14 protein-coding genes are annotated in these 15,560 nt (G+C 60.4%); 6 read left to right on the top strand and 8 right to left on the bottom strand.

Translation table 11 applies throughout. The features are described from left to right. Position 1: 1 nt before the first annotated feature. Genes GHT07_RS19470 through GHT07_RS19455 form a run of 4 tightly spaced genes read right to left on the bottom strand, consistent with a single transcriptional unit; the run spans position 2 to position 3,606 of the window. Positions 2–799 (bottom strand): ABC transporter ATP-binding protein, encoded by a 798-nt coding sequence (locus tag GHT07_RS19470; protein ID WP_153586773.1) that lies wholly within the window; start codon positions 797–799, stop codon positions 2–4. Next, positions 796–1,611 carry an ABC transporter ATP-binding protein gene (locus GHT07_RS19465; protein ID WP_153586772.1) on the bottom strand — a complete coding sequence of 272 codons (816 nt, stop codon included), beginning with the start codon at positions 1,609–1,611 and terminating at the stop codon, positions 796–798. Before GHT07_RS19465 ends, GHT07_RS19470 begins: the two co-directional genes overlap by 4 nt. After that, complete coding sequence (locus GHT07_RS19460; protein WP_153586771.1) at positions 1,608–2,684, bottom strand: branched-chain amino acid ABC transporter permease; 1,077 nt, start codon at positions 2,682–2,684, stop codon at positions 1,608–1,610. Before GHT07_RS19460 ends, GHT07_RS19465 begins: the two co-directional genes overlap by 4 nt. Before the next feature lie 46 nt (positions 2,685–2,730). After that, positions 2,731–3,606, bottom strand: coding sequence for a branched-chain amino acid ABC transporter permease (locus tag GHT07_RS19455; protein ID WP_323741024.1), 876 nt, complete (start codon positions 3,604–3,606; stop codon positions 2,731–2,733). Positions 3,607–3,721: 115 nt separating this feature from the next. Here GHT07_RS19455 and GHT07_RS19450 point away from each other — a divergent pair, with 115 nt between their 5' ends. After that, positions 3,722–4,516 (top strand): crotonase/enoyl-CoA hydratase family protein, encoded by a 795-nt coding sequence (locus GHT07_RS19450; RefSeq protein ID WP_153586769.1) that lies wholly within the window; start codon positions 3,722–3,724, stop codon positions 4,514–4,516. A 20-nt stretch (positions 4,517–4,536) separates the two neighbouring features. Here GHT07_RS19450 and GHT07_RS19445 read toward each other — a convergent pair whose 3' ends face one another. Beyond that, on the bottom strand, positions 4,537–4,950 hold the full coding sequence (locus GHT07_RS19445; RefSeq protein ID WP_153586768.1) for an acyl-CoA thioesterase: 414 nt from the start codon (positions 4,948–4,950) through the stop codon (positions 4,537–4,539). 47 nt (positions 4,951–4,997) lie between these two features. On the opposite strand from GHT07_RS19445, the gene GHT07_RS19440 reads away from it, so the two are divergent. Then, entirely contained in the window at positions 4,998–6,869 is a 1,872-nt protein-coding gene (locus GHT07_RS19440) for an ABCB family ABC transporter ATP-binding protein/permease (protein WP_153586767.1), read from the top strand. 59 nt (positions 6,870–6,928) lie between these two features. Here the strand turns inward: GHT07_RS19440 and GHT07_RS19435 are convergent, their stop codons facing one another. Continuing rightward, on the bottom strand, positions 6,929–8,293 hold the full coding sequence (locus GHT07_RS19435; RefSeq protein WP_153586766.1) for an integron integrase: 1,365 nt from the start codon (positions 8,291–8,293) through the stop codon (positions 6,929–6,931). Positions 8,294–8,605: 312 nt separating this feature from the next. Between GHT07_RS19435 and GHT07_RS19430 the strand changes: the two genes are divergently transcribed. Next, positions 8,606–8,884: a hypothetical protein gene (locus GHT07_RS19430; protein WP_153586765.1), complete on the top strand. Its 279-nt coding sequence runs from the start codon at positions 8,606–8,608 to the stop codon at positions 8,882–8,884. Between the two features lie 384 nt (positions 8,885–9,268). Here the strand turns inward: GHT07_RS19430 and GHT07_RS19425 are convergent, their stop codons facing one another. Together GHT07_RS19425 and GHT07_RS19420 are read right to left on the bottom strand one after the other, a co-directional pair. Next, positions 9,269–10,285, bottom strand: a complete 1,017-nt coding sequence (locus GHT07_RS19425; protein ID WP_153586764.1) for an IS110 family RNA-guided transposase — start codon at positions 10,283–10,285, stop codon at positions 9,269–9,271. 802 nt (positions 10,286–11,087) lie between these two features. Then, positions 11,088–12,104 (bottom strand): IS110 family RNA-guided transposase, encoded by a 1,017-nt coding sequence (locus GHT07_RS19420; protein WP_153586764.1) that lies wholly within the window; start codon positions 12,102–12,104, stop codon positions 11,088–11,090. Between the two features lie 122 nt (positions 12,105–12,226). Here GHT07_RS19420 and GHT07_RS19415 point away from each other — a divergent pair, with 122 nt between their 5' ends. The 3 genes from GHT07_RS19415 to GHT07_RS19405 all read left to right on the top strand — a co-directional run bounded on the left by GHT07_RS19415 (position 12,227) and on the right by GHT07_RS19405 (position 15,285). Beyond that, positions 12,227–12,658 (top strand): hypothetical protein, encoded by a 432-nt coding sequence (locus GHT07_RS19415; protein WP_153586763.1) that lies wholly within the window; start codon positions 12,227–12,229, stop codon positions 12,656–12,658. Positions 12,659–13,136: 478 nt separating this feature from the next. Further along, positions 13,137–13,685, top strand: a complete 549-nt coding sequence (locus GHT07_RS19410; RefSeq protein WP_153586762.1) for a hypothetical protein — start codon at positions 13,137–13,139, stop codon at positions 13,683–13,685. A 1,162-nt stretch (positions 13,686–14,847) separates the two neighbouring features. Next, complete coding sequence (locus tag GHT07_RS19405; RefSeq protein WP_153586761.1) at positions 14,848–15,285, top strand: hypothetical protein; 438 nt, start codon at positions 14,848–14,850, stop codon at positions 15,283–15,285. The last annotated feature ends 275 nt before the right edge of the window (positions 15,286–15,560 follow it).

The following is a 15,560-nucleotide window of genomic DNA, read 5'->3' as shown; positions in this document are numbered from 1 at the left end:
GCTATCTCCAATTCTTCTTTTTCTTCCACCTGCGCTCGCCGCGCACGCCGGCTTCCTTCATGCCCAGGTAGAACTCCTTGATGTCGTCTTTTTCGCGCAGGCGCGCGCAGGTGTCTTCCATCACGATGCGGCCGTTTTCCAGCACGTAGCCGTAGTCGGATGCATTGAGCGCCATGTTCGCGTTCTGCTCCACCAGCAAAATCGTCGTGCCGCGTTCGCGATTGATGCGAACGACGATCTCGAAGATTTCTTTCGTGAGCTTGGGCGACAGGCCCAGGCTCGGCTCGTCGAGCAGCATCAGGTCGGGCGCGGCCATGATCGAGCGAGAGATGGCCAGCATCTGCTGCTGCCCGCCTGAGAGCAAGCCTGCATCCTGCTGCGCGCGCTCACGAAGAATCGGGAAGTACGTGTACACCGCCTCCATGTCGCGCGCGATGCCGTCTTTGTCTTTGCGGGTGTAGGCGCCCATCAGCAGGTTGTCGTGCACCGAGAGAAGCGGGAACACCTCGCGCCCTTCAGGTACGTGAGACAGGCCTTGCTGCACGATGTAAGCCGGGTCTTTCGCGGTGATGCTCTCGCCCTTGAACTCGACGCTGCCCTTGCGCGGGTCGATGATGCCGGAGATGGTCTTCAAGATTGTCGTCTTGCCAGCGCCATTCGAGCCCAGCACGGTGGCGATCTCGCCGCGCCGCACTTGCAGCGACACGCCGCGTATCGCGCGAATCGGGCCGTAGGCCGACTCGACGTTCAGCAGCTTGAGCACTGGCGTGTCAGACACGGCGGGAGGATTTTGTGTCATGCCGCTGTCCTCCGCAGTGACGACACGTCGTCTACCGTGCCCAGATACGCTTCGATCACGCCGAGGTCGTTCTGCACTTCGCGCGGCGTGCCCATGGCAAGTACTTCGCCCTGGTTCATGGCGAGCACCCGGTCAGACACTTTGGAGACGAGCGTCATGTCGTGTTCCACCATCAACACCGTGATACCCAGCTCGTGCTGGATGTCCTGGATCCAGAAGGCCATGTCTTCCGTTTCTTCGACGTTCAGGCCTGAAGACGGCTCGTCGAGCAGCAGCAGCTTGGGTTCGGTGCATAGCGCGCGGGCCAGCTCCACCACTTTGCGCACGCCGTACGGCAGGCCTGCGACCATGGAATCGCGATGGTGTTGCAGGTCAAGAAAGTCAACGATGCGCTCGGCCTTCTCGCGTGCGTCGATTTCGGCCTGACGCGCTTTTTTGGTGAAGAGAATGTCGTCGAGCAGGCTGGTGGTGCGGTGCGTGTGGCGGCCGATCAGCATGTTCTGCAGCACGGTCGCGTGTTCGAACAACTCGATGTTCTGGAACGTGCGTGCGATGCCGAGCGACGCGATTTTGTGCGGCGGCTGCTGCGTGAGCGGCTGGCCTTCGTAGTCGATCGTGCCGGTGGTGGGCGTGTAGATGCGGCTGATCAGGTTGAACACCGTGGTTTTGCCAGCGCCGTTCGGACCGATGAGCGTGAACACTTCGCCGCGCTTGACGTCGAAGCTGACCTTGTTGACGGCCAGCACGCCGCCAAAGCGCACGCTCAGGTCGCGGGCAGACAGCAGGATGTCGTTCGTGGAGGTGGTCGTCATTTGAGCCGGTCGGATTTCTGGAAGGACTTTTGCCGCTTGAAGAGCCCTTTGCGGTAGAACGGAAAGAGTTGCAGGTACGTGCGCACCTTCAGCCACCGGCCATACAGGCCATACGGCTCGAAAAGCACGAATGCAATGAGCACCACGCCATACACAAGGCCTTGCAGGCCGGGTGCCTGGCCAATTGTTGCGGGCAGGTAGTCTTTGGTGAGCGAGATCAGCTGCGGCATCGAGATCAAGAAGATCGCGCCGAGGAAGGCGCCGTGCACCGAGCCAAGCCCGCCGATCACCACCATCAGGAGCAGGTCGATCGACTGCAGGATGTTGAACTGGTCGGGCGAGATGAACGACAGCTTGTGTGCATACAGCGCGCCGCCTATGCCTGCGAGCATCGCCGACAGAGCGAACGACAGCGTCTTGTAGCGCGCGAGGTGGATGCCCATGCTCTGCGCGGAAATTTCAGAATCGCGAATGGCGACGAACGCGCGGCCCGTGGGCGAGCGCAGCAGGTTGAGGATGCCGAGTGTGGCAACCACCGCGATGATGAGGCACAGGAAATAAAAGCCCGTGCCCGAGTCGATGCTCCAGCCGAACATCGCAGGCTTCTTCACCGTGATGCCCGCGTTGCCGCCCGTGACTGATTCCCAGCGGGCCAGCACTTCTTCAACGATGAAGCCGAATGACAGCGTGGCGATGCCGAGGTAGATGCCCTTCACACGCAGCGCAGGCAGGCCGACGATGACGCCCACGGCTGCTGACAACAGGCCCGCGAGTGCAATCGAGATCGGGAATGGAACGCCCATGTTGTTGAACACGGCCTCGGTATACGCGCCGACACCGAGGAAGGCGGCGTGCCCGATCGAGAACAGGCCTGTGAAGCCCGCGAGCAGCATCAGCCCCAGGCCGACGATGGCGTAAATGAGCACGAAGTTCAGTTGCGCGAGCCAGTATTCGGGGAATACCCAGGGCGCGGCGACGAGCACGACCATGAGCAGGCCGTACCAGAAGCGCTGGCCGTTGTGTTTGACCAGGTCGATGTCCTGGCCGTAGTCGGTCTTGAAGATGAAACGCATACTTAATCAGTTGAGGACAGAGCTGAAGATCTGTCCCGCAAAGTTTTCAAACCTTCTTGCGCAGCTTGTCGCCGAACAGGCCGTTCGGTTTGACCATCAGCATGACCAGCACGACGATGTAAGCGGCGATGTCCTTGAAGCCTTCCGGCAGGTAAAAGCCCGAGAGCGATTCGACGATGCCAATGACGAGCCCGCCGACGATGGCACCGGGCAGCGAGCCGAAGCCGCCGACCACCGCAGCAGGAAAGGCCTTCAGGCCGATGAAGCCCATGTTGGCGTGCACGAACGTGATGGGCGCGAGCAGCAGGCCCGCCACGGCTGCGACGGCAGAGGCCAGGCCCCACACGATGCCGTTGAGCCGCTTGACCGGTATGCCCATGTAGTAAGCGGCCAGCTGGTTCTGCGACGACGCCTGCATCGCGATGCCGACCTTGCTGTAGCGGAACACGGCGAACAACAGCGCGCACAACATCGTGGTCGCGCCGATGATGACCATCTGCTCGGCGTTGAGCACCAGCGCGCCGACATTCCACACCTGGTCTTTGTAGGGCACGGGCAGCGTGTGCGTCTCGGTGCCGATGCCGGGGATCATGGTGATGAGGCCGCGCGCCACGTAGCCGATGCCGATGGTGAGCATCACGATCGAGAAGGCGGGCTGGCCCAGGATGGGGCGGATGACGATGCGCTCGAGCAGCACGCCAAACGCCGCCATGGCCGCGATGGCGCTGATGACGGCCAGCCAGAACGGAAAGCCCATGAACGTCATCAAGGCCAGGCCGCAGAACGCGCCGAGCATCATCAGCTCGCCCTGCGCGAAGCTCACTGTCTCAGTGGCCTTGTAGATCAGCACGAAGCCCAGCGCGATCAGGCCGTAGATACAGCCCTGCGCAATGCCGCTGATGACGAGTTGAATGAATTGCACTCTTGCTCCGGTGAAGCGAACCACAGGTTTTATAGCGGGTCGGGCGCAGTGAAGATACCGGGTGCAACCCGAACGATCTGTCGCGCGGCTGGCTGCATTGCTGTCTAATGCCCTCATGCAAACAGGCGTACACGTGACACACCACAGCGGCGTGACCGTTGTGACACTTGACCGGCCCGACGTGCGCAACGCCGTCGATGCCGCCACCGCCCTCAAGCTGCACGAGGCATTCGTCGCCTTTGAGAATGACGCGGATGCAAAGGTCGCCGTGTTCCATGGCGCGCACGGCCACTTCTGTGCGGGCTGGGACTTGCAGGCCGCCGCAAAGTCGTCAATGCCCGCGAGTGACGTGATCGCCGCGCTGGAGTTTCCGCAAGGCGTGGCGCAGCCTGCAGGCCCGATGGGGCCGTCGCGCCTTGTCTTGTCCAAGCCCGTGATTGCGGCCGTGAGCGGAGCGGCTGTGGCCGGCGGCATGGAGCTGGCGCTGTGGTGCGACATGCGCGTGATGGAAGAAGACGCGTACTTCGGCATCTATTGCCGCCGCTTTGGCGTGCCGCTGATCGATGGCGGCACGGTGCGGCTGCCGCGGTTGGTGGGCATGGGTCACGCGATGGATTTGATCTTGACCGGCCGCAAGGTCGAGGCCGCGGAGGCGTTGCAGATGGGGCTGGCGAATCGCGTGGTCGCCAAAGGGCATGCGCTGGCTGCTGCCGTGGAGCTGGCCAGTCAGCTCACGAAGTTCCCGCAAGCCACGATGCTGGCTGACCGCATGAACGCTTATGAGCAGTGGGACTTGCCGATGCAGGACGCCCTGCGCATGGAGTGGGAGCGAAGCAAGGCCCGTGTGGTGGATGGCATTGAAGGGGCAGGGCGCTTCGCGTCAGGCGAAGGGCGGCACGGGAAGTTTTAGCCCGCTGCTGCGAGCCGCCCTCAGGGCTTGCGCGGAATGGGCCGCGGCTTGCCCGCTTCATCGATCGCAACGTAGGTCAGTGACGCTTCCGTCACCTTCACGAACTGGCCCTGCTTGCGAAAGCGCTCGGCAAACACTTCCACCTGCACCGTGATGGACGTATTGCCGATGCGCGTGATCGACGCGAAGAACGACAGGATGTCGCCCACGCGCACGGGCTGCTTGAAGATGAATTCATTCACCGCCACCGTCGCCATGCGCCCTTCGACATAGCGCGCCGGCACCACGGAGCCCGCCAAGTCGACCTGCGCCATGACCCAGCCGCCGAAGATGTCGCCATTGGCGTTGACATCGGCGGGCATGGGGATGACCTTCATCACGAGCTCTTTGTCGGTGGGCAACGTGGCATGTACAGGGCTTGTATTGGCGGACATGGGCACAATCTCTTTAACTCAGGTCTGAATCGAACGGATTGTCCCTCATGCGCCAGCACGGCGAAGCAGCTTCCACAGGGCCCTGCGCGCCCACAACCGCCAACACCACGACGCAGCCCGCGCCAGCGAAGCCGCGCTCGGACTGGGCCACGCTCAAGCGCCTTTTGCCCTTCCTGCTGCAATACAGGTGGCGCGTGGCCTTTGCGCTGCTCTTCATGGTGGGCGCAAAAGTCGCCAATGTGAGCGTGCCCATCCTGCTCAAGCACCTGGTCGATGCGATGTCGATCAAGCCGGGCGATACGGCGGCGGTGCTGGTTGTGCCCGTCGGGCTGCTGATCGCGTATGGCTTGCTGCGCCTGTCAACCTCGCTGCTCACCGAGTTGCGCGAGCTGATTTTTGCCAAGGCCACGCAAGGCGCGGCGCGCACGATAGCGCTTCAGACGTTTCGCCACCTGCATTCACTGAGCCTGCGCTTTCACCTGGAGCGGCAGACCGGCGGCATGACGCGCGACATCGAGCGAGGTGTGCGCGGCATTGAATCGCTGATCTCGTATTCGATCTTCAGCATCTTGCCGACGTTGATCGAGATGACGCTGGTGCTGTCGATCCTGGCGGTGAAGTTTGATGTGTGGTTTGCGTGGATCACGCTGATTGCGCTGGTGCTCTACATCACGTTCACTGTGACCGTGACGGAGTGGCGCACGCAATTTCGCAAGCTGGCCAACGAGCATGACTCGGCAGCGCATTCGCGCGCGATTGACTCGCTGCTGAACTACGAAACGGTGAAGTACTTCAACAACGAAGACTTCGAGGCGCAGCGCTACGACAAGAGCCTGGAGAGCCTGCGGCGCATGCGGCTGAAGGCGCAGACGTCGCTCACGATACTGAACACCGGCCAGCAACTGATCATTGCCGTGGGCCTGGTGGCAATGCTGTGGCGCGCGACGCAAGGTGTGGTGAACGGCACCATGACGCTGGGCGACCTGGTGATGATCAACGCCTTCATGATCCAGCTGTACATACCGCTGAACTTCCTGGGCGTGCTCTACCGCGAAATCAAGCAGAGCCTGACGGACCTGGACAAGATGTTTGTGCTGATGGAGCGCGACCGCGAAGTGGCTGACAGGCCGGGCGCCAAGCCGCTATCGCCGCAAGGCGACTGGGCGGTTCGTTTTGACGACGTGACGTTTGCCTATGACCCGGCCCGCATCATCCTGCACAACGTGAGCTTTGAGATACCGGCGGGCAAGACGGTGGCGGTGGTGGGGCCATCAGGCTCCGGCAAATCGACACTGGCGCGGCTGCTCTATCGCTTCTATGACGTGGGCGTTGCGGGTAGCGGTGGGATCGAGTCGGGCCGCATCACGATTGCAGGCGAGGACATTCGCGAAGTGACGCAGGCGAGTGTGCGGCAGGCCATCGGCATCGTCCCGCAAGACACGGTGCTGTTCAACGACACGGTCGAATACAACATCGCTTACGGCAAGCCGGGTGCGTCGCGCGAAGAAGTGGAAGAAGCTGCGAAGGCGGCGCACATCCACGACTTCATCGAGTCCACCCCCAAGGGCTACCAGACGATGGTGGGTGAACGCGGGCTCAAACTTTCAGGCGGTGAAAAACAGAGAGTTGCGATTGCGCGCACTTTGCTGAAGAACCCGCTCATCCTGATTTTTGACGAGGCAACCAGCGCGCTTGACTCCGCGAACGAGCGCGCGATTCAGGCGGAGATCAAGAGCGTGGCACAGAACAAGACAACGCTGGTGATTGCGCACCGCCTTTCCACCGTGGCCGACGCGCACCAGATCCTGGTGATGGATGCGGGCCGCATCGTGGAGCGCGGCACCCATGCGGAACTGCTCGCGCGCGGCGGCCGGTATGCCGACATGTGGCGGCTGCAGCAGCAAAGCGAGCAGGTGTGACGCCGGTGAAGTGCCCGGCCTGTTCAAAGGAGCGATGCGTGGCGGGCAGCATCATGGCTTCAGACGAAGGCGGCAAGTTCAGGGGTGCCTTCTACCCGGACGGTTTGCGCTTCTTCGCTTTCAAGCGGATGGTGCGGCTCAAAGACAAGCAGCGGTTTCACGCGTGCCCTGATTGCGGATGTTTGTGGAGCGCTGTCGATGCAAGTGAGCTGCAGGCGTTGCTCGACAAGAACGAGCGGCGCGCGAGCGGCCCGGGGCGCTATGTGTGGGGCTTGCCGCAACGCGCCAAGGTGATCTTGCTGGTGACCCTGCTGTTCATCGTGATTGGCGGCGTGATCAGTGTGGCGAAGCTGTTTGCTGCTTGAGATGTCGTAGGCGACCACGGCCTCTTCGCAGCGGGGCGGCTGCTGGGGTGGTGCAATAGGGGTCAGCGAATCGAGCGGGCTTGCGGTGCCGCCTGCAGCAATCTTGAGCACGTGCGTGTAGATCATGGTGGTGCTCACGTCGCTGTGACCGAGCAGTTCCTGCACCGTGCGGATGTCGGTGCCGGCCTGCAGCAGATGCGTGGCAAAACTGTGCCGCAGGGTATGCGCTGAAACGCGCTTCTGGATGCCTGTGGCGGTGATGGCTTTGCGCAGGGCGCGTTTGAGCCGGTCTTCAAACAGGTGATGCCGGCGCACGACGCCCGTGGCCGGATCGGTGGCGAACGTGGGCGAAGGGAACAGCCAGAACCAGCCCCAGGTGCTGCCGATTTGCGGGTATTTGCTCTCAAGTGCGTGTGGCACTTCGACGCCGGCCTTGCCGGCAGCGCGGTCGCTCATCCAGAGTGCGTGTGCGGCCTGCATCTGTTTGCGCAGCGGGCCCGTGAGCGAGCGCGGAAGCATCACCACCCGGTCTTTGCTGCCCTTGGCTTCGCGAATGATGATGGCGTTGCGCTCGAAATCAACATCCTTGACACGCAGCCGCAGGCCTTCCATCAGGCGCATGCCCGTGCCATACAGCAGCTGCGCGACGATGGCGATGTCTCCTTCCATTGCTGCGAGTAGCGCGGCAACCTCTTCACGCGTCAACACGGAAGGAATGCGCTTGGTGTAGGTAGGCCGGCGGATGTTGTCCATCCACGGCAGCTGCATGTTCAACACTTCGCGATAGAGAAAGAGCAGCGCGCTCAGTGCCTGGTTGTGCGTGGAAGTGGAGACATTGCGCTGCATGGCGAGCATCGACAAAAACGCCTCGACCTCCGCCGAGCCCATGTCGCGCGGATGCTTGAGCTTGTGCCAGCGAATGAAAAAGCGGATCCAGTAGACATACGCTTTTTCGGTGCTGAAGCTGTAGTGGAGATAGCGTGCGCGCGCGCGGACCTGGTCGAGCAGGCGCGGGGATGCAACAGACGATGAGGCTGAAGGCGGTGCAGGGTTTGGCATGGGATTTATACTGTATGAAAAGACAGTATATTGACGCGAGCGGCATTGAGCAATGAGCTCATCGCCAATGAGACGAAGGGCTGCAAAAAAAAGCGGCGTTGGCGTTATCACGCAAGCCCGGCGAATATCCTGCGGTTTTATTCCGCACGAAGAATCCTGCGTGATATATATGCGGAGAGAAAAATCAGGGGCGGCCGAAAAAATGAAAACTCATCTTGTCGTTCAAGGACTTGCGTGCGATGTGACGCGGGGTGAAGTGAGGCCCCGCCGTTTTTATCGTGCGGGTTTGCCTGAGACATTACGTTAGATTGCATGAAGCACGGCCCTGTTCCAATCGAAGCAACGTTCACGATCACTGGGCGCGGGCTTGTGGCAGTGGTCAGTGATCAAATGCCGCTTTCGGTCGGGAAGCGTTTGAGAGCCACCATAATTCTTCCCAATGGAGAGCGCCGCGAGTTCATCGCATGGAAAGAGTGGCTATTACGTCGACAACCTGTTCCGCATGAGAAAGATGCCTTTCTACTCGTCGAAGCCACGACCGCGGAAGTGCCCAATGGTTCGTCAATTGAGGTAGCGGACGATGCAATCTAACTGGGCAATCGAGACGGGCGCCCAATGGCGTCCGCGCCTGCGGCGCTCGAACTCCATCGGTCGCCGCTCATTTTTACTACAAGGGCTTCCCCACCTGTCAAGCAAATGATCCCCTTCGCGATCGCAGATCGCGTGTAGCAATCAAACTTTCCATGCGCTCAGTGCAGCTGCTTGCGAAGGGTGCGGACAGCGAAACTACAAACGGTCATTGATGCAGCACTCGTGCTGCGGACCCTGATGAAAGACGCGCGCGGGGGCCTCAATCGTTAGCCGAGGACGGCAGATGCCCTCTCCTAGAGATGAACAGGCACACCCCGCGCAGGTCCAACCTTCACTCACATCAACGCTTGCACATCACGCGGTGAAACTCTTTGCCGGCTTCGACTACGCCGGCAACTTGAAACTCTCTCCCCGGGCCAGCACCGCCCAGCACATTCGGGCGTTCTTGGCCGCGATCGCGACAATCGCCTTCCAGTAACCCACGCGGGCTGCCAGCTGCACGGCCCATCGGCTCACGGCATCGCTCTTGTCCTTGGCCGTCTGCAGCACCGATCGCGCGCCCAGGATCAGCAGCATTCGCATGTACGGATCGCCCGCTTTGGTGATGCGCCCCAGGCGCTGCTTGCCGCCTGAGCTGTACTGGCCTGGCACCAGGCCCAGCCACGCCGAGAGCTGGCGGCCGCTCTTGAACTCGTGGCCGCTGCCGATCATCGCAATCAATGCCGTCGCCGTGGTCGCACCCACGCCGGGAAGCTGCATCAGCTGCTGCGCGGACTTGCTCTGGCGCGCAATGGCTTCGATGTGCCGGTCGTACTGCGCGATGCGCTCGTCCAGGCGATGCACTTCGCTCAGCAGATCGCCGATCACGGTGTTGCACCAGCCCGGCAGGTCCTCCAACTGCGCAAGCGCCTCGCGACGCACCGTAGCGGCCTTCAACGGCAGCACGATGCCGAACTCCGACAGAAGGCCGCGGATGCGGTTGATCGTGGCCGTGCGCTGCACGACGAAGCCCTGGCGCGCGCGATGCACGAGCAGCTCGCCTTGCTGGTGAATGTTCTTGACCGGCACAAAGCGCATGGCGGGCCGCGTCACGGCTTCGCAGATCGCCGCCGCATCAGCCGCATCGTTCTTGCCGCGCTTGCCCGACAGGCGATAGGGCGCGACGAACTTGGGCGCCATCAGCTTGACGGTATGCCCGTGCGCAGCGAACAAACGCGCCCAGTGATGCGCACCCGAGCACGCTTCCATGCCGATGAGGCACGGCGGCAAAGAGGCAACCAGTTCAAGCAACTTGCCGCGCGTCACGCTCGGACGCGCTAGCACCACGCGGCCGGTGGCATCAATGCCATGCAACGCAAAAACGTTCTTGGCGAGATCGATTCCCAGAGTAACAATAGACATGGACTTCCCCTTTCGAACGAGTTGATGAGACATTCGCACTTCCCATCGTGGCACTTCGTTGCCGGTCGCCGCAATACGCGGCTAGTTCGGGACGGGGAAGTCCCTTTCATTCGTTAGACCGCATGAAAACCGCCCACGTATTCTCCTTAGCAGCTGCTGCGCTTTGGGTGGCGTTCTTGGTGATAGGCCTCGCGGGTATTGACGGAGTTCGCTCACAAAACGTGCCCGGGTACCCGTCTGCAGGTCAGCTACGCTACTACGTTCATGTCCCGGTAGGCGTACTCGCTTTGGTCGCTGCTGCTTGGGCCGTTGCAGTTCGTTGGAGGCTCAAAGTGCTGGCTGTCTTAGTTTCGATCACGGCGCTGTTGGCGCTGCCGTGCTATTTGGTGTTTTATACGGGCGGTGTGTGATGCCGTCTAACTTGTCGATCGACACGGACCAACAACAGCAGAACGCGGCTTCGCCGCAAGGTGTTGTTGTCCGGTCATCTTTACTACAAGGGCTTCCCCACCTGTCAAGCAAATGATCCCCTTCGCGATCGCAGATCGCGTGTAGGCAATCAAACTTTCCATGCGCTCTGTGCAGCTGCTTGCGAAGGGTGCGGACAGCGAAACTACAAACGGTCATTGATGCAGCACTCGTGCTGCGGACCCTGATGAAAGACGCGCGCGGGGGCCTCAATCGTTAGCCGAGGACGGCAGATGCCCTCTCCTAGAGATGAACAGGCACACCCCGCGCAGGTCCAACCTTCACTCACATCAACGCTTGCACATCACGCGGTGAAACTCTTTGCCGGCTTCGACTACGCCGGCAACTTGAAACTCTCTCCCCGGGCCAGCACCGCCCAGCACATTCGGGCGTTCTTGGCCGCGATCGCGACAATCGCCTTCCAGTAACCCACGCGGGCTGCCAGCTGCACGGCCCATCGGCTCACGGCATCGCTCTTGTCCTTGGCCGTCTGCAGCACCGATCGCGCGCCCAGGATCAGCAGCATTCGCATGTACGGATCGCCCGCTTTGGTGATGCGCCCCAGGCGCTGCTTGCCGCCTGAGCTGTACTGGCCTGGCACCAGGCCCAGCCACGCCGAGAGCTGGCGGCCGCTCTTGAACTCGTGGCCGCTGCCGATCATCGCAATCAATGCCGTCGCCGTGGTCGCACCCACGCCGGGAAGCTGCATCAGCTGCTGCGCGGACTTGCTCTGGCGCGCAATGGCTTCGATGTGCCGGTCGTACTGCGCGATGCGCTCGTCCAGGCGATGCACTTCGCTCAGCAGATCGCCGATCACGGTGTTGCACCAGCCCGGCAGGTCCTCCAACTGCGCAAGCGCCTCGCGACGCACCGTAGCGGCCTTCAACGGCAGCACGATGCCGAACTCCGACAGAAGGCCGCGGATGCGGTTGATCGTGGCCGTGCGCTGCACGACGAAGCCCTGGCGCGCGCGATGCACGAGCAGCTCGCCTTGCTGGTGAATGTTCTTGACCGGCACAAAGCGCATGGCGGGCCGCGTCACGGCTTCGCAGATCGCCGCCGCATCAGCCGCATCGTTCTTGCCGCGCTTGCCCGACAGGCGATAGGGCGCGACGAACTTGGGCGCCATCAGCTTGACGGTATGCCCGTGCGCAGCGAACAAACGCGCCCAGTGATGCGCACCCGAGCACGCTTCCATGCCGATGAGGCACGGCGGCAAAGAGGCAACCAGTTCAAGCAACTTGCCGCGCGTCACGCTCGGACGCGCTAGCACCACGCGGCCGGTGGCATCAATGCCATGCAACGCAAAAACGTTCTTGGCGAGATCGATTCCCAGAGTAACAATAGACATGGACTTCCCCTTTCGAACGAGTTGATGAGACATTCGCACTTCCCATCGTGGCACTTCGTTGCCGGTCGCCGCAATACGCGGCTAGTTCGGGACGGGGAAGTCCCTTTCATTCGTTAGACCGCATGTTTAGGCTGCTGTCTGCTTTTGTGTTCGCGCCATTCGTGGTCGCATTTCTCAGCAGCCTCGTTCTAGGCACTGGTGAAAGCATTGGAGCGCTTGCTACTGGTGCGCTCGTGCACGCAGCCTTGGTATTAGTCGTCGCTGTACCGCTCGGTTTGGCGCTCTTTGCCATTGCTTGGAAGTTCAAAAGGCTGCAGTGGTATTGGGCTGCGGCAGGCGGCGCACTGATCGGCATGCTGTACTTCGGGCCAATCTTCGTGTCAATGGTTTTTGATGAAGGTCTCAGAGACTGGAAGAAAATCGAGGCGCTGGAAGACCTCGCGGGCTTTGTCATGTACACGACGGTTATCGCACTTGCTACATGGGTGCTTGGCATTTGGCGAAATCCGGCACTTTGGACACGCCGAGAAGAGGTCGCGCGTCATGCTGTCTAACATGTCAATCGACACGGACGCACAGCAGCAGGCTGCGGCTCGCACCGCAGTTGCTGTGCGCCGGTTACTTTACGTTAGACCGCACGGGCACAGAATGCGCATGAATAGGAGTTTGGAGTCGGACAGAGAACGCGAAGCGGCGAAAAAGCTGCGGAATCTACTGCAGTCGTCGACTCCGTCAAGAGCGTTTCGTGCTGTCGCGGCGACTTACGGCCTCGATAGGTATGCGCTTGCGTTTCTTGCGACGCGTCTGTACTCGAACATCCTTACGCCTGAGGTGCAGGCCATTTGGCACTGGGATAGCAATCACAAGGGCGCGGGGCATACGGACGAAGAACTCGATGCACTTCTCTCTCATCTCGTTCTTGTTGCGGAGCCACGAAGTGCGGTCTAACCTGTCAACCGCCACCGACGCACAGCAGCGGGCCGCGGCTCGCGCCGCAGTTGCTGTGTGCCGGTCATCTTCACTTTAGACCTCATGCACAAGCTCTCGCGTCTAGTCGACGGCAGTTGGGTTCAACACTCCGCACGTCCTGTCTTCTCATTGACGCCGGTGGGTGACGTTCACCGTCTTACGACGGTTGCACCGGGCGGAGACTCGGCTCCATTTACCAAGCTCGTCCTGAGCATGGCGGAGCCTTACACGCTGCTCTATGTTCTGCACACGCCAAGGGGTGAAGGTGAGCCAGGTCGCTATCAGAGCCCGGAACTGTCGGCCGTGGATTTTCAGTCGTTCATGTCAAGGTTCGCCTCATTTCTGTCCTCTGACGCCAGGTTTGATATTTGGGCGCACTCGCGCATTGATCATGGAACTGTCGTGTGGGATCGGCACAATGAACTCTTTGCGTATGGACGGCTCGATCGCTTCGTATCTGAAATGAAAGCGCTTGGCTTTGAACGCGGAGAGATCGAGGGTTCGGCGCCTCACGCGCACAACTATTGGCCGGAGCTCGATATGGACGCAACTGCCTTGCTTTCGTACTGGTCTTGGTCACATTCGCCATTGCAGGCGGAGGACGAGCAGTGAGCAAGAGGTCTGACAGGTCAGTCAAGACGGATGCCTTGCGGCATCTGCTCGCGATGCTCGCAGGTGCCTTTGTCACCGCGTACCTCTAACGTTAGATCGCATGGCACACATTGCGCCTCCACATCCGCTCTGGTGTGCCATCGGTGGTATAGCGCCAGCAGTGTTCTTGTTGCCGGTAACACTGTTGATCGGACCGGCGCTCAAAGTTGGCCTCGTGTCATTCGCAGTGTTCGGGGTCGCTGGCTTACTCGGCCTCACCCTGGCATCTTTCCACGGTCGCTGGCGGCACAGCTTCGTTCTCACTTGGATGACTGCAAGTTTGCTTTGTCTCGGTCTGTGCGGCGCACTTCCCTGGGGTCTTGGGGCTGTCTACAACATGCTCCTTTTTCCAGAAGCCTGGAGCTGGATGAATGCTTGGTTGCCCTTGGTGTTCTTAGCGCCGAGCGCGGTCGCAGTACAGTATCTGCTCTGGTTCGGGGCGCAGTTTGTTAGGAAGGGTGGAAATGCGGTCTAACAGGTTGTTCAACATGGTCGCGGAGCTTGCTTCACGTTTGACATCAATTTCATGACTCACTTGCACCGCTTTGCCTTGCCTTTGACAACGGTTCTGTTGGCGGCATGCGCTTCTTTTCCTCCTGGCCCCGCCGTGAAGGCCGTTGGATACTCCGGGGCGCCAAGAATTGAGTCTGAGGTTGCCACGGTCTTCATTACCGACGGTCGACCAAACTACGAATCTGGCTTCATTTGCAGCGTGGATGGAAAGCCTGCGACTTCTCAAGGCGGCTGCGCCTCGATCATCTATTTGCTTCCGGGGGCTTACCGTATCGGAATTCGCTACCAATCCCGCAGAGAGACTGGCGAAGGTCAAATCGGACTTCGGGTCGAGGCTGGCAGGTTGTACCAGTTGAACGCGACTTCGTTCCAAACTAACAACCGGGGAATGATCTCGGTGATTCCGATGCCTGTGGGCTCTCGACTTGTCTACCGCAACGTTGCACCGAATCTGTTTCCTGCGGGTCAGCTGGATACAGTTGTGCCGTATGGGGAGCGTTAGCCGGCCTAGCCGGGAAGTCAACGCAAATGTCCACAATCGTCTACTCGCTGCGCTTGCATCTTGGCGCGGCCATCGGTTACCTCTACGGGTTGTACCGCAATACTATCTATGGATTTCATCCGCATCATTAAAAGCAAGACTGAGCTGGTTGGCACTGCATACATGGAACTTCTGCCTGGCCCGTACTTAGAGCAATGCTGGAATGACGGTTCGTTGTTTTTCGAAGAGGAAGTCTTCGCTTACTTGGAGCCAGTTATCCAGCGGCACGTTCCGGACTATGACCACTACGCATTTACCGAGATCGCTGCAAGCAAATGGGAGTGCATCGTTAGCGACTTGCGGTTGCTCGAAGCAAATCTTGAATCATCCGAATCTGTTCAGGAATTGAATGCGGCGGTCGGCTTCCTGTTTCCCTCGACCAAGGTGCCCTTCGCCGAGAATTTTCAAGCGAACAAGCGCGCGCTTGCGCGACTCCTTCATGAGGTGTGTGCGTGGATATCCAGCAAAGCACTTTCCCACGAATGTGTCACAGTGCTAGGCATATAAATGCGGCGCCCGTTCATTCGTCTTCGCGGACACATTTCCATCGCTACCAGGCGCTCGCGCAGTGACTAGGATCATCCTTTCCGCCGATTTCCATTCACACCCGACCCCATGAAACAACCGCAGCCCCCACTGTCCCTTGAAGGCTCCTTGACCTTGCCCCTGTTTGACGAATCCCTTAACCGAGCTTGTTAAGCGGACTTCTTTTCCTGGGCCGCCAACCAGTTTCTCTCATGCTGCATTGGGCTCACGTACCCCAGCGTCGAATGCAGCCTCGT

This window comes from Caenimonas koreensis DSM 17982 (assembly GCF_009646335.1).
GTDB lineage: Bacteria > Pseudomonadota > Gammaproteobacteria > Burkholderiales > Burkholderiaceae_C > Ramlibacter > Ramlibacter koreensis.
This window is presented reverse-complemented; position numbering and strand designations above follow the sequence as displayed.